General features: G+C 34.8%; 15 protein-coding genes, 1 pseudogene and 1 other annotated feature (1 of these 17 only partly in view). Of the genes and pseudogenes, 12 read left to right on the top strand and 4 right to left on the bottom strand.

The features are described from left to right. The first annotated feature begins 22 nt into the window (after positions 1-22). The 12 genes and pseudogenes from CHB72_RS27060 to CHB72_RS15530 all read left to right on the top strand — a co-directional run bounded on the left by CHB72_RS27060 (position 23) and on the right by CHB72_RS15530 (position 15,476). Positions 23-265 carry a hypothetical protein gene (locus CHB72_RS27060; RefSeq protein WP_089283816.1) on the top strand — a complete coding sequence of 81 codons (243 nt, stop codon included), beginning with the start codon at positions 23-25 and terminating at the stop codon, positions 263-265. Between the two features lie 376 nt (positions 266-641). Further along, complete coding sequence (locus CHB72_RS15580; RefSeq protein ID WP_089283815.1) at positions 642-965, top strand: hypothetical protein; 324 nt, start codon at positions 642-644, stop codon at positions 963-965. A 318-nt stretch (positions 966-1,283) separates the two neighbouring features. Next, positions 1,284-2,165: a hypothetical protein gene (locus tag CHB72_RS15575; RefSeq protein WP_089283814.1), complete on the top strand. Its 882-nt coding sequence runs from the start codon at positions 1,284-1,286 to the stop codon at positions 2,163-2,165. A 251-nt stretch (positions 2,166-2,416) separates the two neighbouring features. Further along, positions 2,417-3,610 (top strand): annotated as a pseudogene (locus CHB72_RS15570) (IS1182 family transposase); the annotation flags it as partial. A gap of 254 nt (positions 3,611-3,864) precedes the next feature. Next, a complete protein-coding gene (locus CHB72_RS15565) occupies positions 3,865-4,197 on the top strand; it encodes an EamA family transporter (protein ID WP_330397054.1) in 333 nt (110 codons plus the stop codon). Between the two features lie 251 nt (positions 4,198-4,448). Then, on the top strand, positions 4,449-6,626 hold the full coding sequence (locus CHB72_RS15560) for a tyrosine-protein phosphatase (protein ID WP_207652580.1): 2,178 nt from the start codon (positions 4,449-4,451) through the stop codon (positions 6,624-6,626). A 562-nt stretch (positions 6,627-7,188) separates the two neighbouring features. After that, entirely contained in the window at positions 7,189-9,192 is a 2,004-nt protein-coding gene (locus CHB72_RS15555; protein ID WP_089283812.1) for a sigma-54 interaction domain-containing protein, read from the top strand. Positions 9,193-9,421: 229 nt separating this feature from the next. Then, the gene (gene nhaC, locus CHB72_RS15550) at positions 9,422-10,858 is read left to right on the top strand and encodes a Na+/H+ antiporter NhaC (protein ID WP_089283811.1); all 1,437 of its coding nucleotides are present in this window, start codon (positions 9,422-9,424) and stop codon (positions 10,856-10,858) included. Between the two features lie 16 nt (positions 10,859-10,874). Beyond that, a complete protein-coding gene (iadA, locus tag CHB72_RS15545; RefSeq protein WP_089283810.1) occupies positions 10,875-12,017 on the top strand; it encodes a beta-aspartyl-peptidase in 1,143 nt (380 codons plus the stop codon). A 492-nt stretch (positions 12,018-12,509) separates the two neighbouring features. Further along, positions 12,510-13,649: an acyl-CoA dehydrogenase gene (locus CHB72_RS15540; protein ID WP_089283809.1), complete on the top strand. Its 1,140-nt coding sequence runs from the start codon at positions 12,510-12,512 to the stop codon at positions 13,647-13,649. Between the two features lie 15 nt (positions 13,650-13,664). Then, complete coding sequence (locus CHB72_RS15535; protein WP_089283808.1) at positions 13,665-14,447, top strand: electron transfer flavoprotein subunit beta/FixA family protein; 783 nt, start codon at positions 13,665-13,667, stop codon at positions 14,445-14,447. A gap of 15 nt (positions 14,448-14,462) precedes the next feature. Further along, the gene (locus CHB72_RS15530) at positions 14,463-15,476 is read left to right on the top strand and encodes an electron transfer flavoprotein subunit alpha/FixB family protein (RefSeq protein WP_089283807.1); all 1,014 of its coding nucleotides are present in this window, start codon (positions 14,463-14,465) and stop codon (positions 15,474-15,476) included. Between the two features lie 122 nt (positions 15,477-15,598). Here CHB72_RS15530 and CHB72_RS15525 read toward each other — a convergent pair whose 3' ends face one another. From CHB72_RS15525 to CHB72_RS15510, 4 genes are all read right to left on the bottom strand, one after another. Further along, positions 15,599-17,005 (bottom strand): YfcC family protein, encoded by a 1,407-nt coding sequence (locus tag CHB72_RS15525; RefSeq protein ID WP_176431408.1) that lies wholly within the window; start codon positions 17,003-17,005, stop codon positions 15,599-15,601. Positions 17,006-17,017: 12 nt separating this feature from the next. Continuing rightward, positions 17,018-18,196 (bottom strand): M20 family metallopeptidase, encoded by a 1,179-nt coding sequence (locus CHB72_RS15520; protein WP_176431407.1) that lies wholly within the window; start codon positions 18,194-18,196, stop codon positions 17,018-17,020. Between the two features lie 346 nt (positions 18,197-18,542). Then, complete coding sequence (locus CHB72_RS15515) at positions 18,543-18,839, bottom strand: ArsR/SmtB family transcription factor (protein WP_089283805.1); 297 nt, start codon at positions 18,837-18,839, stop codon at positions 18,543-18,545. Between the two features lie 26 nt (positions 18,840-18,865). Then, positions 18,866-20,230, bottom strand: a complete 1,365-nt coding sequence (locus CHB72_RS15510; RefSeq protein ID WP_089283804.1) for a YfcC family protein — start codon at positions 20,228-20,230, stop codon at positions 18,866-18,868. 813 nt (positions 20,231-21,043) lie between these two features. Next, positions 21,044-21,243 (top strand) — a binding site (T-box leader) (it continues 17 nt past the right edge of the window).

The following is a 21,243-nucleotide window of genomic DNA, read 5'->3' as shown; positions in this document are numbered from 1 at the left end:
TAACTGAAATGAGGAGAGGAAATTGAAAAAAGTTATAGCAGGTCTAAATTTTTTATTTTGTGGCACGATTATATATATTACTACGTTAATAATAATATCTGCAAATTTCAATAATATTACAGAATGGAGTAATAGCCTAGGGGCATATTGGCAAACTGTAGTTAATTTAAGACTTATCTTTCCGTATATTATTTCTATTGTTCTGTTGTTGAGTGGAATAGTATTTACAATTTGGGGAGTTTTTAGCAAAAATGATAGATCCTGAGAACAGTAGGTCTGCTGTCTCTATTGACTTACGGAAGTTATTTACGCAGAACCCAACTATGTGAAAGAAGCAAACTAAAACAGGGTATTACAAATTTTAGAAAAAAATTTTCCATGGACGTGACAAATTAATAGATTTTGCTGTTATGTATTATATAAGGCAAAAACAGGAAATAATTGTAGAAAGTTTTCAACGGGTGTTTTTGCTTTAAATTGTTATGAGAGGAGGATTTTCTATGATAGATGTGATACCACCTATTTTATAAGGCTTTCAAGGTTCTATATCATCGTTTCTGATTCATTCAGCGAATTTTGAACCTTGGAAGCCAGATGAAAAATGCATAGTAAGTTATTAATCAAATACGAGAGGAATTAAAATGAAAAGAATAACATTAACCCTATCATTACTTCTACTTTTATCTTTAGTAGGCTTTGTATTTGCAAGTACTAATCTAAAACCTATTGAAGGATCTATTGGAGAAGCAGTAATTGAAGGAAGTGAAGATGATTCTGATGTTAGTCTTGAAGAAGTAGCGATTGAAGCAAATGAAGATGATTTTGATGATAATGATAGAGTACCAAGGGATAGTTATCTAGTAATTAATAATGAATCCATTGGTTCTAGTGGCAGGCATTGGAATCAAACTGAAGGATATAATGCTTATCGTATGTATGTAACAAATCAGCCTCTATGTTGGTAAGTAAATGAGAATATTTAATTTGCCCATCCTTACCAAATTAGCAAATTGAATTAAAGAAACAAGCCAAGCAGAAGTATTTACCACTTTATTCTCATCTAGTTTAAATGATATACTTTTCATAGGTGAGATACCGCCTTTCTTAGGATTTTTTGTGGATAAAAAATACTTCTATGGGTGGGCTATTCTCACCTTTAGTTGTTTTTTAGTAATACTGCCATGGTAAACTTAGGAAAATGCTATGGTCTTGTTTATACAAAATCTAGGTAAATAATATGAATAAAAAGTAATATTATTAAAGAGAAAAGGAGAGTATAAAAAATGAAAAGAAATTTTTGTAAAAATTTAGCTTTAGCTACCGGCTCTTTTGTTTTAGCCTTAGGTGTTTTAGGTGGAGGAATAGTTTTTGCAACTGCTAGTGAAAGTAATCATAAAACTGCTACAGTAAATGGCAAAAGTTACGAATATTTTGCTGATATAAAAGATGGATATAAAAGCTTAAGAGCAGGAACATACGTAGGTCTTACTAGTGGAAGTGCTCAAGCTGGACTTATGGGTGCACTTCCTAGAGTATATGATTCAAATGATTATCTATATAGTTCAGCGAAAGAATGGAGCTATAGTGGTGAAAGAACAGTAGGAATGAATATACCTACATTTGCAGAACATAATGGATCTTACTATAGTTATGGAAAAGTTAAGTTATATAATGGAAATGGATATAACACGTATTATACATACAAGAGTCCTATTATGACTCTTGAAGATGGAAGTAAATCTACTTTATCATATACTTCTATGACTCCTGAGAATAACGAAGTTGTTAATATTAATGAGGCATCAACAAGTCTAGATAATTCAGAGTATAAAGTAAATAGCAATGGTGAAACATATGGTTCAGGATTGCAAGAAGCTACTTTGGGAGTGGCTCCAGACTTGATTAAAGCTCGTGGTTCAAATGGCGCTTTAGGATATGTTCGTTCTAAAGATCTTGAGCCTGAAGAAGCTAATAATCCTGAAGAAGCTATAAAGAAACAAAAAGAAAAACAAAAAAATAAAGATACAAAAAAAATACCTTTATATGAGCTTGATGGCAAAACAGTCATAGGTGAGTTCGTGCTTGAATCAGTAAACACTGAAGACATTGTAGAAACTGAAGAAACAGAAGAAACAGAAGAAACAGAAGAAACTGAAGAAAAATAAGTAATTGAATTAAGTTCGACAATTTAACGATTTTAATTTATATAAGGAGACGATAGTGACTTAGATTTACTATTGTCTCCTAAGAAAGACAAGGGGACAGGGGAGACCACTGAAAAACGATGTAAATAAATGTAAAATTAGAAAAACATAATAAAATAAGCAAAAAAATCCTCCTTAATTTGGTATAATGAAATTGACAAGAAACCATAACCAAAAGGAGGATTTTCAATGCTTAAAGACTCAAATAATCAATTAGCATCTACTCAATATTATACAATAAAATACCCCAAAATCATACGCTAAAATTAATAAATGCAGCTATTGATTTCAGCTTTGTAACAAAATTACTAGAGACCACCTACAACAAATATTATGGCAGACCAGCTAAAGATCCGGAACTTATGATAAGACTTCTTGTACTACAATACCTGTATAACCTATCAGATGAAAGAGTGATAGAAGAAGTCTCTTTAAATCTGACCTACATGTGGTTTCTTAAAATAAATCCAGATGAGGATTTACCAGATGCCAGTCTGCTTTCAAAATTTAGAGTACATAGATTAAGGGACATAACCTTAGACGAGATAATTATTGAAATCGTAAAGCAATGTGTTGATAAGGGGATTATAAAAGATAAAGGAATAAGCATAGATGCAACCCATACCCAAGCCAACACCTTTAAAGCCATACCAGAAAGAGTAATGAAGCGACTGGCAAAGAGAATTTTTAAAACTTACGAAAAAGAGATAGGAACACTCCCAGAAGATATAGAACAGAATATCCCAGATTACAAAGGGATAGAGGACAAGAAAGAAGCAAAGAAGGTTATGAAGAACTATCTGGAAGCAGAAATAAAAAAAGTTGAAAACACCATCAATCCTCAAGAACACTCCAAAACCCACAAAGTTGTAGAAAACGCTAAAGCAATACTACAAGACCCCAAATTCATAGAACAAAGAGGAGTCCGCTCAATAGTAGATCAGGATGCAAGAGTTGGGCATAAGAGTAAAACAGCAGACTTTTTTGGCTATAAAAACGAATACATTATTACAACCCACGAAAGGATAATTACAGCTATAACGGTGGCCAATGGAGCTTATGTAGATGGAACAAGATTTGAAGAATTAATAGAATTAACAAAGAAGACAGGATTGAAACCTAAAGAAGTATATGGAGATAAAGCCTATTTTAGAAAACCAATACTAGATACGATAAAAGAAATGCAAGCAAGGGCATACATCCCGGTAAGTGAAATGGCCTATAAAATAGATGAAGAAAGGTTCAGTTATAACAAAGATTCCGACGAATGGTTCTGTAGTCAAGGAAATAAAACAATAAATAAAAAACACAGAAAAGATAAAAGCGGAAAACAGACCTATAAATACTATTTTGAAAAAGAAAAATGTAGAGAGTGTACAAAGAGAGCAGGAAAAGACAAGGGGACAGGGACTTGTCTGAGGAAAAGAATTTGATATAGTATTTCTGAGATGGTAAAATATACCGAGGCAAGTAGAAAAAAAGAATAAAATAGAAATTTATCATACTCAATGTCATAAGGTGTTAAAAATTGTTAAGAAATTCAAGTTAATTTATTAACAATTTTACAGGTGGTAGGGGTATAATATTAGTAAGAGATACTTATATTATCGGAGGAAAAGAAATGATTAAGTCAAAACAATATGTAGCAGTAATCTAAGCGATACTGGCAGCTGCACTGTTTGGAATAAGCGCGCCAATTTCTAAGTTTTTACTTGAAACGATCCCTCCCATGCTTATGGCAGCGTTACTATATCTTGGAGCAGGTATTGGAATGTTATTCATAAGCTTGATAAAAAACACAAAGAAAAACAAACAGAAAGAAGCTAAAATTGGGAGAAAAGAGCTTCCATTTACTATAGGGATGATCGGTTTAGATATAGCTGCACCAATGTTTTTAATGATTGGGTTGACGATGACTACAGCTTCAAATGCTTCATTATTAAATAACTTTGAGATTGTAGTTACATCTCTTATTGCTTTATTTATATTTTAGGGACGGAATTGTTGTTTTCGATATAATTTGATGTTGATATAGGTTAATATAAACTCGAGGTGATAATGATGCCAAAGGGAGCAGGAAAGAAGAGTGAAAGTAAAAGAACCCCGTCCCCGTAATTGAAAATGTTTCCTTAGATTCAGACTTATGGTAATATCAATAGCAAAATGGTATAATAAAACTGATTTTTCAAATATATGAAACTGGTGTAGAGGAGATTATCGAATAATATGATGAGGAGGAGAAATATGAAACAGACAAAAAGAATGATTTCATTGCTTGTGGTTGCTATGATGGTATTTTCACTATCAATTACAGCCATAGCAACAGAGACCCATACTGAAGTAGTGGGGACTGTTGCAGAGGTACAAAAATATGGCAACCTTACAATGGATATTGAACCTAAGGCCCTCTATGAGGCGGGGTACGAATTAGGTGATATCCTTAAAGTTGTGGTGGGTGATAACGTACTTGAAATACCTTTCTGTACATCTTACAGTGATGTAGATACAGGAAGTCTTGTAGTACGTGATAACCAGGAAAGTAATTTACTCGTTGTTGCAATCAACATGGGTAACTTTTCCACTACATATAATGTGAACGTAGATGATAAGGTATCATTTTCGTTATTAGAAAAGGAAGGTTATCTTTCAGATTATCTGCTTCATCAGTTAACACGTACAGATATACGTTCTGATTATGCAACGGATTCTATATTTGCTAATTTCCGTAGTATTACAACTACTGGAATTAAGCCCGCTGTTTTATACAGAAGCAGCAGCCCTATAAATAATGAAATAGGTCGTGCAGCTTATTCTGATGCACTAGCTGAGGCTGTCGGAGTAGGTGCAGTACTTAATTTAGCTGATTCAGAGGAAGAAATTGAAGGTTATATCGCATCGGATAATTTTGATTCTGATTATTATAAGTCGCTTTATGATGAAGGTAAGGTTATACTGTTGAATATGGACGTTGATATTTCAGGAGAAGATTTCTCCAATAAATTAGTTGAGGGACTTCGTTTCTTAAGCCAAAATGAGGGACCTTATCTAATACACTGCACAGAGGGTAAAGATCGTGCAGGATTTGCAAGTGCTGTATTAGAATCCCTTATGGGTGCAACACTTGACGAAGTAGTTGCTGATTATATGACCACCTATGAGAACTATTATGGAGTTGAAGAAGGCAGCGAGCAGTATACATCCATAGCAAGCAGTAATATTGTGGCTTCCTTAACTACAATTGTTTGCGAATATGAAAAGGGAACCGACATCTCAGAGGTTGACCTTGCAGCAGCTGCAGAGAACTATCTTAAAAGAATTGGTATGACTTCAGATGAGATTACAGCTCTTAAGGCAAGACTTTCAGTTGATTCCATTTATGAAACCCCAAGTATATCAGCTACGGTTACAGAAATAGAAAAATATGGACATGCATCAACAGATATTCTCATTGAAGATTTCTATAATTTAGGATTTAGTGCAGGTGATATGGTAACAGTTATATTTAATAACGGTTTTGTACTTGAAGCACCATTTCTAGATGGTTACTATGTAGACAGTGGTAACCCACTAGTTCGTGCATATCCAGGGCATACCAACATAGGAGTATGTATCAACTATGGAAAGCTCGATGAGATCGCTGACATAAAGCTTGGTGATAAAGTAACTATTATGCTTACTGGTCCTGAGGAGTATCTTGTGCAGTATGAGATTCGTAAATTAGAGCGTACCAATAACCGAGCAGATTATTCATCTGATGAGGTATTCGCTAACTTCCGTAATATTACAATGGGTAATATTGCTCCAGCCGTGCTTTATCGTAGTTCAAGCCCAATAAATAATGAACTTGGACGTGCTGCTTATTCAAATCAACTTATTAGTGAAGCTAAGGTCAATACGGTTGTTAATCTTGCTGATTCACCTGAAAATATTAATGCTTATCTTGAAGCGGAAGATTTTGCATCTCCATACTATGCAGCGCTTTACAAGGATAATCAGGTATTACCTCTGAACATGGGACTTGCCTATACAAGCAATGAATTTAAAGCAAGTATCATTGAAGGTCTTGTGTTTATGTCAGAAAATAAAGGACCTTATCATTTCCATTGTACAGAAGGTAAGGATCGTGCAGGTTTTTTCTCAGCACTGCTTGGATCTTTAATGGGCGCATCTAAAGGTGAGATTGTTGAAGACTACATGCAAAGCTATATTAATTATTATGACGTTCAAAAAGACACCGATCAGTACAAACTGATTTCTGAGGATGTACTTGCAATGCTTAAGGTTATTGCAGGAAACGATGATTTAAGTGAAGCAGACCTTGCAGCAGATGCAAAGAACTATCTCCTTGCAGGTGGTATGACAAATGAGCAGATTGAGACATTAAAGGCTAAACTTTCTGCTAAAGCCTCAACTTCAAAATAGGCCAAAACTGACTAGGCAAGCAATATGAATAACGATGATAAAAAAAAGACTACAACGGCAGCTGATGATATTGCTGTTAAAGGTTATTTCTTATGGAATATAGCTAAGAAGTAGCTTGGAGACGGCACACGTTAGATAGAAATTTATAATCTTAATAAGGAGATCACTAAAGATCTTAGTATGATTAAGATTGGACAGAAGTTAAAAGTAGAATTGATGGGAAGACTACAAAAAATTTTAGAACAGGATTTTGCATAAAAAAGCAAGGTCCTGTTTTACTTTTAATGAGATATGGATTTCCGTTTGTATTATGTGAATCAAAAGCATATCATTTGTAGGCCAGGTAGCATCTTCCAGTGAATATCTGGCATAACATTTAAAAGATAAGGAGGAATTTTCTATAGCCTATGTAGAATATTTATGCAGAAGGATGTACTGCAAATTATTTATAAAAATAATATGCTGTTAGAAATAATCCTTGGAAGCAACAAGATTTATTTCGGAGAAAAATATAGCTGCTAATGTTCTACATTCAGGAATTACAATAGCATGGGGGAATGTTATGAAAAAATTAATTATCGTTAGTGGAGGAAAATGTACAGAGGAAGAAGTTGCTCGACAAATTAGAAGCTTACTAGGAGAAAATATTTATGTAGAGACGATCTTAATGACTGAGTTTTTTCAGAAAGACATAGAAGGAGATTTACTCTTATTTACAAGTGAACTTGTTGCAAAGTTAATATTAAAGCATTTGAATATTGAAATTCCTTATTTAATTGCAAGTCGGGTAATTAATCATAGGAACATAAGAGAGGTTATTTCCATCCCAGAGGGGACAGAAGTACTTCTTGTTAATGATAGTCAAAGCTCTGCACTAGAGGCAATAGAACAGCTTAATGAGATCGGACTTAATCATATAAAATACTATCCTTTTTACCCAGGGTGCGGGAGCTATTCAAAACAAGAGATCGTTATTACGCCTGGAGAGGTTGAACTAGCACCTTACACTGTAAACAATATCATCAATATTGGATCTAGGATATTAGATATCCGAACGATCCATGAGATTGTTTCGGAGCTCCAGATAGAAGAGTTATTAAAGGAAAGCTTTGTAACAGAATATATTAGAGATATTGTAGAAATATCTAGATCGATTGATGTAAGTAGAAGAAATGCTTTAGAGTCTGAGAAGATGCTGGAAACAATTTTAAATAGTGTCGAGCATGGGATCGCTTTTGTTGATGATTCGGGCATGATGATAAGCGTTAATTCAAAGCTGGAGTCAATTCTTGGGAAAAAGAAAAAAGATTTATTGACAAAGGAATTCCTACAATTCATGGAAAGTTCAGAGGCTATTCTAAAAGACCATAAATCATGGATTACTGAGTTGGAAGGTAGAGAGGTTTTAGTAGAGACGAGACAAGTAAACTTTGATAAGAGACTTGGATATCTTATTACTGTAAGCTATACTGATAAAATATCGAAGCTAGGTCACAAAATTCGTAGAAATTACGAAAAAAGAATCAATAGAAAGCTTTATACATTTGATGATTATCTGTCTATTAATAGTGAAGCAAAACAAGTGCTAAAAAGAGCCGAGAAGTTTTCGAAAACGGATGCAACCATTTTAATACAAGGAGAAAATGGAACCGGAAAGGAAATACTGGCCCAGGCTATACATATGAATTCCTATAGAAGAAAAAATCTGTTTATTCCAATTAATATTGCTGCTATTTCCCCTAGTCTTCTGGAAAGTGAGCTTTTTGGTTATGAAGAAGGAGCTTTTACTGGAGCTATAAAAGGAGGAAAGATGGGACTTTTCGAAATCGCCAATGGAGGAACCATTTTTATTGACGAAATAGGCGATGCACCCCTTGACTTTCAAGTGAAGCTATTGAGAGTGTTAGAGGAAAAAAGGATAAGAAGGGTGGGAGCTCTTGAAGAAATACCTGTAGATGTTCGTATTATTGCAGCTACCAATAAAAATTTACTTAAGCTTGTTGATGAGGAAAGCTTTAGAGAAGATCTCTTTTTTAGATTGAATATACTTCCACTAAAGACGGTTCCCCTCAGGAAAAGAAGGGATGATATCAAATATTTACTGATGCATTTCATCGATATTAATTTTGGTAAAGGGAAAATACAAAGTATAGAAGAGCTTTTTGAAAAAGAGGTTTTAGAATTTCTGGAAAATTATAAGTGGCGAGGTAATGTAAGAGAGTTGATTAATTTAGTGGAATATTTATCTCTTATTTATGAAGAAAAAAGATTCGATTCTTCTGCTTTACACTACTATATGTTAGACAATCATAAAGAAGAGGAAAGGGTTATTTTAGATACTGATGAACTATGGGTTTTAGGACAAATAGATAAGAATAGCGATGGAGGTATTGGTAGAACAACCCTTGCTTATATTGCAAAAAAACAGAATAAAGATATTGGAGAAGGGAAGATTCGACGAATTATCAAGAAAATTCACGAAATGAATTTAATAGAAGCTCAGGGTAATAAAAAGGGTTGCATTATTACGAAAAAAGGAAATAGAGTTCTTGAGTACTATAAATGATTGGATAAATTTAACCATGAATTGGATAAATATAGCCAGAAACAAATGCTTAGGGCTATATTTTTTTATTTATAAACCTAGTTAAAACGATTAATTATTATAAATATTAAGACAATAGTTTAACTAAGGAGTAGGTATAGTTTTTATATTTCATTTGTTACAAAATGGCATAAGAATTGCAAATAGATAAAATGGCAATAAAAATATATTTTATAGGAGGAAAGATGATATGAGTCAAAACCAAAACCTAAAGAAAACACCTTCTTTTGGGCAGGCAGTGACACCAATTTTATTTATGGTATTAGCTTTGACCTTTGGTGTTGGATACTTAAAATTTAGGACGGAACCCATACTAGTACTTTCTGCATTTGTTGCAGGAACAATAGCATGGAAACTAGGCTACACTTGGAGTGAAATGCAGGAAGGGGTTATTGAAAAAATTGCAAAGGCTCTTCCGGCTACACTGATTCTTTGGAGTGTAGGCTTCCTAATCGGTTCTTGGATGTTTTCGGGAACTGTACCAATGATTATCTATTATGGAGTACAAATTGTTAGCCCTAGATTCCTATTAGTAACAGCATTTATTATTTCTGCGATTTTATCAACTGTGACAGGTACTTCATGGGGATCCGCCGGAACCATTGGTGTTGCCTTGATGGGAATCGCAGGAGGACTTGGGGTTTCGCTACCAGCTACTGCAGGTGCAGTAGTGGCAGGTGCTTATTTTGGAGATAAGATATCACCTCTTTCTGATACAACAAATCTAGCACCAATCGCTGCAGGAAGTGAGCTTTATGAGCACATTAGACATATGCTTTATACAACAGTTCCAGCAGCACTTGTAGCCATGGGGGTCTATTTAGTTGTTGGTCTTGGGGCTTCGGGAAATGCCAATACCCCAGAGACAGTGATAGCATTGCAAAATCAATTAAGTAGTATGTTTAATTGGAATATTCTATTGCTTTTACCAGTTGTGCTTATTATTCTGGGTTCTTTAAAGAAATGGCCTACAATACCCACAATGTTAGGAACAAGTTTATTTTCTATAGCACTTGGAGTATTTGTTCAGGGTTTTACACTTAAAAATGGGTTTGCATCTTTGATACAAGGTTTCAATGTATCGATGACTGGTTTTGAAGGAGAAGTAGTCCCTAGTGTAATTACATTGATCAACAGAGGTGGGGTTGTTTCGGTAACAGGGACAACTGTTCTTATTTTCTGTGCTATGGGATTCGCAGGTATTATTAGTAGGTCAGGCATGTTAGATGTCGTGCTGAATGTTCTTATGTCAAAGGTAAAAACAACAAGTGGGATTATATTATCTACCATTGCTTCTTGTTTTACTGTGGCTTTTGTTACTGGAAGCTCATACCTTTCCATTTTAATTCCTGGTGAGCTTTTCAAGGATGTTTATGTGAAAAGAAATCTTCATCCTAAAAACCTCTCAAGAACTCTGGAGGATTCAGGAACTGTACTTGTGCCGCTAATTCCTTGGTCAGCAGCCGGGGCCTATATGACAGCTACCCTAGGAGTTTCGACAATTGAGTATTTACCATGGGCAATTCTAAACTACATGGGAATCGTATTTGCTATTATCTTTGCCTTTACAGGCTTCGGGATAGCGCCTCTTAATAAGACTCAGGAGAAGGAAGAAAAAGCCATATAAAAAGGGGTAGAATATTATGATATTAGTAAAAAATATAGAAATTTATGATCCAGGATACATAGGAATAAAAGATATTTTAATAAGTGGCAATAAAATTGCTTTGATAGATGATCATATCGAAGTCTTTAATGATAAAATTCAAATCATTGATGGAAGTGGAAAAAAGTTAATTCCTGGCTTTATTGATCAGCATGTTCACATCACTGGCGGTGGAGGAGAAGGCAGTTTCAAGACAAGAGCGCCAGAGATAACTTTATCTAAGTTGATTGAAGCTGGAATTACAACTGTAGTAGGACTTTTAGGAACGGATTCTACAACGAGAAGTATGGAAAACCTCGTGGCTAAAGCTAAAGCTCTAAAAGAAGAAGGTGTATCGGTTTATGTCCATACAGGCTCCTATGAGTTTCCTACAGTAACTTTAACTGACTCAGTAAAGAAGGATATTGTATTTATCGAGGAGATTATTGGAGCTAAAGTGGCTATTTCAGACCATAGATCATCTAGCTTGACCCATGACGAGCTAGCAAGATTGGCCTCGGATGCAAGAGTGGCTGGAATGCTTTCAGACAAAGCAGGAATTGTAGTAGTCCATATGGGTAATGGGAAAAAGGGTCTGCAGTTAATCAATGAAGTGCTTGAAGAAACAGACATTCCTATTAGGACGATTAGGCCTACCCATGTTAATCGGAAGGAAGAACTTCTGATGGCATCCTTCGAGTATGCGAAGAGAGGCGGTATCATTGATTTGACTTGTGGAATATATAAAGAGTTATCTCCGGGAAAGGTAATTCAAAGAGCGGAGGAATTGGATGTTCCACTAGAAAATATTACAATTAGCTCTGATGGTTATGGAAGTTGGTCTCGTTATGATGCTTATGGGAAAATGATTGAAATAGGTGTATCTCAAGTAACTAGTCTTTATGAAGAATTCAAAAATATGGTCTTAGAGATAGGTTTTGATCTAGAAAAAGCGCTGAAATTTATTACAACCAATGTATCAAGATCTTTAAGCCTTTATCCACAGAAGGGTACTATCCAAGAAGGCTCTGATGCTGATTTGCTAATTATTGATAACAATATTGAAATAAAAGGTGTCATTGCAAATGGTGAGTTAATGATGCATGAGGGCAAATTACTGAAAAGAGGGACATACGAATAGCAAAGAGGAACCATTATTGTATAAAGAAAGCCACTAGCTTAGCTGGTGGTTTTTTATATACTAGGAAAGTTCTACTTTCCTAGTATATAAAAAATAGGGGTTGTAGGGGATGAAATCCCCTGCCCGCCTTAAGGAAGGTGCTCAGACAGCTTTGCTGTCGTCGAAGGAAACCTAGGGTTTCCTATAAGCAGGCAGCCAATTTAGCTTGCTAAATTGTGCTGATCGCTTAGTTGTTTCACCCAGCGAAAGCATCGAAGATGCTTTTTTTATTATATTAATACTCATCTACCGTGAATAAAATCAATTACGAAAGAAATATTCTCTAGTAAAAATATTTTTTAAAACTCTTTAAACAACCTTTTGTTAATTAAGTAACAATATGATAGAATATTTATATAATGACATGTAAAAAAGCACATAAAGTTTTTAAAAAACAAAAAAGTGAATGAAAAGCAACTCAGCTAGATTATAAAAATGTAAGGGGGCATAAAAATGAATTTTAACTTATCAAAGGAGCATATCATGCTTCAACAAATGTATAAGGACTTTGCTGAGAAAGAAGTAAAACCACTGGCGGAGGAGACTGATGAAAAAGAACAATTTCCAGTGGAGACCTTAGAAAAATTGAAACGATACGGATTTATGGGAATTCCCTTTCCAAAGAAATATGGTGGAGAAGGGGGAGATATTTTAGCATATGCAATGGCTGTAGAAGCATTATCAAAGGTGTGCGCCAGCACAGGGGTAATTGTATCAGCCCATACTTCTTTATGTGCGGCACCTATCTATGAGTTTGGAACAGAACAACAAAAAGAAAAATATTTAATCCCCTTAGCTAAAGGAGAAAAACTAGGAGCTTTTGGATTAACAGAGGCAAACGCTGGAACCGATGCATCTGCACAGCAGACTACAGCTGAGCTACAGGGAGATTATTATCTTTTAAATGGAACGAAGATTTTTATTACCAATGCAGGCTATGCAGATATCTATGTGATCATGGCTATGACGGATAAAAGCAAAGGAACAAGGGGAATTTCTGCATTTATCGTTGAAGCAGATACAGAGGGCTTTACTATTGGAAAGAAAGAATTGAAGTTGGGAATTAAAGGCTCTGCCACCTGTGAATTAATCTTTGAAAATTGTAAAATTCCAAAGGAAAATCTTTTGGGCAGTGAAGGAAAAGGCTTTAAGATTGCAATGCAGACCTTAGATGGAGGACGTATTGGGATTGCTTCCCAAGCCCTTGGGATCGCTGAAGGGGCCTTAGAGGAAACCATAAATTATGTGAAAGAAAGAAAACAATTTGGCAAACCTATTGCAGCCTTTCAAAATACGCAGTTTCAATTAGCAGACATGTACACAAAGATAGAAGCTGCAAAAATGCTGGTTTATAAGGCGGCTTTTCATAAGGAAAACAAACTACCCTACTCAAAAGAAGCGGCTATGGCAAAGCTTTATGCGTCAGAAGTGGCGATGGAGGTCACCACTAAAGCGGTACAGCTCCATGGAGGATATGGCTACACACGAGAGTATCCTGTTGAAAGAATGATGAGAGATGCAAAGATTACAGAGATCTATGAAGGTACATCTGAAGTGCAAAAAATGGTAATTTCTGCACATTTGTTGAAATAGAGGAGGCTGAAACCTATGAAGATTATCGTTTGTATTAAACAAGTACCAGATACTACAGAAGTAAAACTTGATCCTAAGACGGGAACCTTGATAAGAGATGGTGTTCCAAGCATTATCAATCCCGATGACAAAAGTGGATTGGAAGCAGCTTTGCAATTGAAGGATGAAGTTGGAGCCCATGTTACTGTGTTATCCATGGGGCCACCACAGGCGGACTTGGCTTTAAGAGAGGCATTGGCTATGGGTGCAGATCGAGGGATTCTTTTGACAGATCGTGCTTTTGCAGGAGCGGATACCTGGGCAACCTCTTGTACACTGGCGGCAGCTATAAAAAATCTAGAATATGATTTGATTATTGCAGGAAGACAAGCAATTGATGGAGACACAGCTCAGGTAGGACCTCAGATTGCAGAACATTTAAATATTCCCCAAGTAACTTATGTGGAGGATCTAAAGTTGCAAGAGGATGGACTGCTTTTAAAGCGAAGCTTTGAAGATGGATATTATATGGTTAAAGTAAAAACACCTTGTTTGATTACCACATTAAAGGAAATGAATGAAGCACGATATATGAGGATAGGTGGAATATTTGATGCCTATAGAGAGAAGGAAGTAGATATTTGGAATCTGAAAGACATACAGATAGAAACATCAAATATTGGACTACAAGGTTCACCAACCAAAGTAAAAAAGGCTTTTACTAAAGGGGCGAAAACTGCAGGCAAGGTTTACGATGTGGCTCCAAAGGAAGCAGCGGAAAGAATCATTGAAAAATTAAAGGAAAAATTTATCATATAGTTAGGAGGGCTACCATTGAACAATAAAGACTATAAGGGTATTTGGGTTTTTGCAGAGCAGAGGGATGGAGAGATTCAAAAAGTTTCTCTAGAGCTTTTGGGAAAAGGAAGGGAACTGGCAGATATTTTAAAGACAAAATTGACTGCTGTACTGTTGGGGAATGATGTTAAGAAGGTTGCTAATGAGTTGATATACTATGGAGCAGACGAAGTTATTTTGGTGGAAGATAAACTTTTAAATCTATACGTAACAGAACCTTATACGAAGGTAATGACTGAAATTATTGAAGAAAAAAAGCCGGAAATCATTTTATTAGGAGCAACAGCAATCGGAAGAGATTTAGCACCAAGGGTATCAGCGAGAATCCATACAGGCTTAACAGCAGATTGCACTTCCCTTGAAATAGAGGAAGAGACAAATAACTTATTAATGACAAGACCTGCCTTTGGAGGAAATCTTTTAGCAACAATTATCTGTCCCGATCATAGACCGCAAATGTCCACCGTAAGACCAGGGGTAATGATTAAATTGGAGCGAGATGAAAAGCGTGGGGGAGAAATCGTTGAATATAGCTCTAAGTTAACACCAGAGGATTTCAATGTAGAGATTATAGAAGTGGTTAAAGAAACGAAGGAAAAGATTAAAATAGAAGAAGCAGAGATTTTGGTATCTGGTGGCAGAGGAATGGGAAATAAAGAAAACTTTTCTATACTGGAAGAGCTGGCGAAGGAACTGGGTGGTGTTGTTTCTGCTTCTCGTGCTGTAGTAGATGCAGGTTGGATAGAAAGAGATCGTCAAGTAGGACAAACCGGAAAAACAGTACGGCCAAACCTATACATTGCCTGCGGCATTTCAGGAGCTATTCAACATTTAGCCGGCATGGAGGAATCAGATTTGATTATAGCAGTTAATAAAAATGCTTCTGCACCAATTTTTGAAATAGCAGACTTAGGAATTGTGGGAGATATCAACAAAGTCATACCTGCTGTAACAGAAGAGATTAGACAGATAAAGGGGCAGGAAAAGTAGTTTATGTTCAAAACAATTTAATCGCTGACTCTATAAAGTAAAGAGTCAGCGATTTTTGATTGTATTCTGTGAAAGTGACTGACAGCAAATCAAAGATTTGGGTCATCTACTTTTATAAATGTTTAGAAAGGGCCATATCCTATTATTACTGATATTGCTACTAAGGTAACGCCAATTATTGACCAAACTAAAAGTAGTGGCAGCATCCATCTAGCCCATTTTTCCCATTTCACGCCACCTATTGCTAGGGCAGCCATAAAATACCCTGATGTTGGGTTGATAACATTTGAAAAACCATCTCCAAATTGGAAAGCTAGTACTGCTGTTTGTCTGGTGATACCAACTATATCAGCCATAGGCGCCATTATTGGCATTGAAGCAGCCGCCTGACCGCTGCCAGATGGTATTATGAAATTTATAAAACTTTGAACTATGAACATTCCTATACCACTTAGAACAGGTGGGAGGCCTTTCACTAGATTAGCTAAACTGTATATAATTGTATCCATTATTTTCCCTTCACTCATTACTACCATAATTGAAGTTGCTAGACCTATTACTAATGCTCCATACACTAATTCTTTTGCACCATTTACAAATTCTTCAGCTACCTGATTGATTGACAATCCACCAAAAACACCTGCAAGAACGCCTATGATTAAGAACATTGCTGTTAATTCAGTTATATAGAAACCTAATCTTACAACTCCATATGCTAAGATGGCTAGACCAATGCCTAGTAGGGCCATAACCATTTTATGTTTATTCGTGAATTGTGGTATTTCATCTAAGTTAAAATCTTCATGTTTGTTTCTATCTTCTTCATAAGTAATACTTAATTCTGGATTTTTTTGGATTTTACTTGCATATCTATATACATATATTATTGTAACTCCTAAGATTGACACATATGCTATAAGCCTATACCACATCCCTGAAAATAGTGGCAATCCTGCTATTCCTTGAGCTATTCCTATAGTAAATGGGTTGAGGAAAGCTCCCGCAAATCCTGCCCCTGCCCCTAATAAAACCATTGCAGTACCGGTAAGCGTATCAAATCCTAATGCTAGGGCAAGGGATATAACTATTGGATAGAATGGCAACATTTCTTCAGCGGAACCAAGTATAGCTCCTGCTAAAGAGAAAATAAACATGGTCACAGGTATAACCATTTTTTCTTTTCCTTTCATACGGTTTACTACTTCAACTATTCCAGCATCTATGGCTCCTGTTCCTTGAATTATCCCAAAGGCACCACCTATCATTAATACAAAGAAAATTATATAGCCTGACTGCTCCATTCCTTTTGGTATTGCTTTAAACAATCCAAAAGGCGATACCGGCATCCTTTCCACTTCATGAAAACTATCTGCAACAACAAAGATTCTACCTGTTTCAGTGTCTTGTGCTCTATCAAATTCACCTGCTGGAACTATGTAAGTTAACAAAGTTACTAAAATGATGACAATAAACAACAAAGCATAAGTATGTGGTATTTTAATTTTTTTTATATCTTTCGCCTTTTCCATCTCTCTCTCTCCTTATAAACAAAATTTTTTAATTAAATTGAAATAGATTTTAGAAGCTTTAATTATTTCATCTACATCGCAAAACTCATTATTAGAATGTGCATGATTAATACTTCCAGGACCTAGAATGATACACTTAGCATTTGTATGGTTAGATAGTAACCCTGCATCACTCCAAGCTGGAAAATCTTTTGGTACCTGTTTTTCTTCAGTTATTTCGGCCACAATTTCAAGGGCATTTTTAACTAATTCATGATCAGAGTCAATGCTATAGGGTCTATTAATCATTGAAGCTGTGAATTCACGCATTGCTCTAATTTCATAAATTCCTCCAAATTTTTCTGCTGCATCCTTGGCAACTTCTTCTATTTCTTTGTGTATAAATTCTAAAGTTTCATTGGGCAACCATCTTCTGTCAATTTGCACGCTACAACTATCAGGCACTATATTAGGGTCATTACCACCATGTATACATCCCAAATTAATGGTGCCACTACCTAATAGCTCGGATTTTCTAGCTTCTATTTCGAATTGCAACTTTTCATTGATTAATCTACAGAATTCAGATACTATATAAATAGCATTTATCCCCTCATGAGGCCTACTTCCATGGGCTGCTCTACCTTTAAATTTTACTTCTATCCATTCCATGCCTTTGTGAGCTATTCCTATCTTTAACTGAGTAGGTTCACCTATAACTACATTTTGTGGAATGATATTATCTTTAATAAGTTGTTCTGTTCCTTTTGAACGTTCTTCCTCATCTATTACGCCTGCAAACATAACTGTTTTATTTAATTTTATACCTCCTCTTTTTACTGCCAACATAGCAGCGAGCATGGCGGCGATTCCCCCTTTCATATCAGCAGAGCCTCTACCGTATATCTTCCCATCTTTTATATATGGTTTAAAAGGTTCATAATCCATGCTAAATCCTGGAATAGTATCTATATGTCCATTAAACATTAATTCAATTTTTTTATCCTGTCCTTCTATTTTTGCATAAACATTAGGTCTGTTTTTTTCTATTTCGTTAAGTTCTACTAAAATATTCTCACTCTCTAACAAATTCTTAATGTAATAGGCCACTTTTGATTCCTTATCCTCTATATCTTTATGACCTTCTATTGATATAAGATTTTTTGTTATGTCAATTATTTCTTCCTGACTTATTAATTTTGTCAATTCCATTTTATTAACCCCCTCTAGTTCGTGTAGAAATTTATAATATGATCTCATTGCTCTCAACTTTTCAAAATAAACACCTCCTTTAAATCCTCTAATTTCCTCGAAAGCTCCAAAGCCCAGATAATTAAGTCTCATTTTATCTCGGGTTGGCTGTAGAAACCTGATTTCGGATCTCAATACAAATTTCAGGTTTTTAAAAAAGTTTTCGAGGTTATATTCTTCACAAATGCGTCTACGTGTTTAAGTTCATAAACATGTTGTTCAAAAAAATATCCCTCCTTTATTTAAAAAATTATATGTTTAAACATATCAACTTGTTTTCTGCACAAATCCTTTCCATCTACTAATATTAATTAAATGTTCCAAAACTTACAAATCCTAACATAGATTCTGATAAGGACGTTAATGTATACATATTTACTGAATAATATATTTCCTTTCCTTCTTTTCTAGATTCAACTATTCTAGCTCTTTTTAATATTTGCAAATGATGTGATATAGTAGGCCGTGAAACTGTGCATTTTTCGGCAATTTCACTTACATTCAATTCGCCTTTTCCCAGTATTTCCAAAATTTGCAACCTAGTTTCATCTCCTAAAGCTTTAATAACTTCTAATTGTAAATTGTTTTCAATGATTCCCGACATAAGTACACCTACTATCTTAAGCTAATTTAAAAAGGACCGTAATTTATAAAGTATGAAATAACTATTAAAATCCATCCTAGTATACACCATATTATAAATAATGGCAGAACCCATTTTGTCCATTCTTTCCATTCTATTCTTCCAATAGCCAAAGCAGCTACAAAATATCCAGACGTAGGGCTAATAATATTAGAAAACCCATCACCAAATTGAAAAGCCAGTACTGCTGTTTGTCTTGTGATGCCAGACATATCTGCTAATGTTTTCATTATAGGCATTGTTGCCGCCGCTTGCCCGCTGCCAGATGAAATAAATATATTTATTATACTTTGAACTATAAACATTCCTGTAGCACTGATAGTTGGAGCAAAACCTTCTATTGGTTTTAATAGGTTATATATAATTGTATCCATAATATTTCCATAAATCATAATAACCGAAACAGCTTTAGCTATACCAATAATTAATGCACCATAGGTTAAACTAGAAGCACCTTTAACAAATTCAGATGAAATTCTTCCAGGATTAAGCCCACCAACTATTCCACAAGCTATGCCCATAATTAAAAATGTAGTGGATATTTCTAATATGTAAAATTCATAATTTGCGATACCTATTATCAAAAATATAAATGAAATAATAGTCACAACCATTACTTTTTTATGTTCAGATGATAATGTAGGTACTTTGTGTATATTAAAGTTTTTGATGTTTCCATTTAATTGAAGTTTATCACAATTATTATTAGCATGTCTATAGACATAGATTATACTTGTTGAAAGAAATACAAGATAGCAAATAATTCGCATGAAAATTCCTGAAAATATTGGTAATTCTGATATGCTTTGAGCTATTCCAGTAGTAAAAGGATTTAAAAATCCTGCCACAAATCCAGCACCAGTACCAAGTAAGATAATTGCTACTCCAGTTATTCTATCAAATCCAAGGGCTGTAGCAAGTGCTATTACCATAGGATATAAGGGCAGGGCCTCTTCAGCAGTTCCGAATACGGCTCCTGCCAAGGAAAAAATTATCATGAGTATAGGAATAAGCATTTTCTCTTTACCTATATATTTGCGAACTAAACTACCTATTATAGCATTTATAGTTCCAGTAGCTTGAATAATACCGAAACTTCCTCCTGTCAGCAAGACAAAGATTATGATATCACTTGCTTCCATCATTCCTTGAGGTATTGCTTTAAATAGTTGGAAAACAGAAACTGGAGTTTTTTCTATTTCTTGATAACTGTTTGGAATTACATAATTTATTCCTGTCTTGGTATCTATTTCTCTATCAAAACTTCCTGCTGGTACAATATATGTTGCTAATCCTAAAACAATAATAATATAAAATAATAAAACATAAGAACTAGGAATTTTTAATTTCATTGTCTGTTCCCCCAACAATACATTTTGTTATGTTTACACATATCGACGTTTCATTAAAATTTATTGTATCACAATCTTAAAATAATTAAAATAATTAAAATAATTCTATTTAAATCTATTTACCTAGATTTTGTACAAACAAAACCATAGCATTTTCCTAAGTTTACCATGGAAGCATTGCAAAAAAACAACTAAAGGTGAGAATAGTCCGCTTATTGCACTGCTTGTAAAGGAGGAGAGAATTATCGAATATATTCAGTCTGGCCTAAGCTTTTTCATAGTTTTAATTGTATTTACTACAATTATAGGAATTTATCCTTCGGTGTATTGCTAAGACTCCCGCTTCTTCTAGATAAACAAACTAAGCGACTAACACAAAATCAAAGATTTTGGTTATCTGCTTATAGATAAACAAACTAAGTGACCAACACGAAAGTTAGAAACCAAACTTTCGGTTGTCTACTTAAAGCGGGAGATCAAGCACTACATCCTCGAAGTAAATTCGGCTACAATTCAGAGGGAGTAAAAACTCCCTCTGAATTAAGTCTCATTTTATATGAGATTTGCAAATTATATTGGCGAAATTTTGGGGATAGGAAATTTTTTCATAAACTTATGGAGCAAAATAAGAAGAAACAAATAGCATGTAACTAAATATCTACTATGTATACTTTTCTCAAAAACTGTCAAGATTCAAACAATACGACAGAATGTTTCAAAATATCAAACTACTTGACTTTTAGATAAAAGTAAATGTATAATGTATTTTGAAGATTTAAAAAAGGTAGTTGTACTCTCAAAAAATTTTAAGAAGCAAATGCTATGAAGAGGACAGTAGTAAAGAGGAACCTTTCCAGAGAGATAATCGTTTGGTGAGAGATTATTAGGGGCTTTTTATGAAGATCACCTCAGAGCAGAAGATCTGAAGCATCAGTAGGATTTTCCGTAGACATACGTTATGATGTATTCGAGTGACAAGATAGTTATTATCTTGTAATGAGGGTGGTACCGCG

The sequence above is a fragment of the Anaerovirgula multivorans genome (assembly GCF_900188145.1).
Lineage (GTDB): Bacteria > Bacillota > Clostridia > Peptostreptococcales > Natronincolaceae > Anaerovirgula > Anaerovirgula multivorans.
This window is presented reverse-complemented; position numbering and strand designations above follow the sequence as displayed.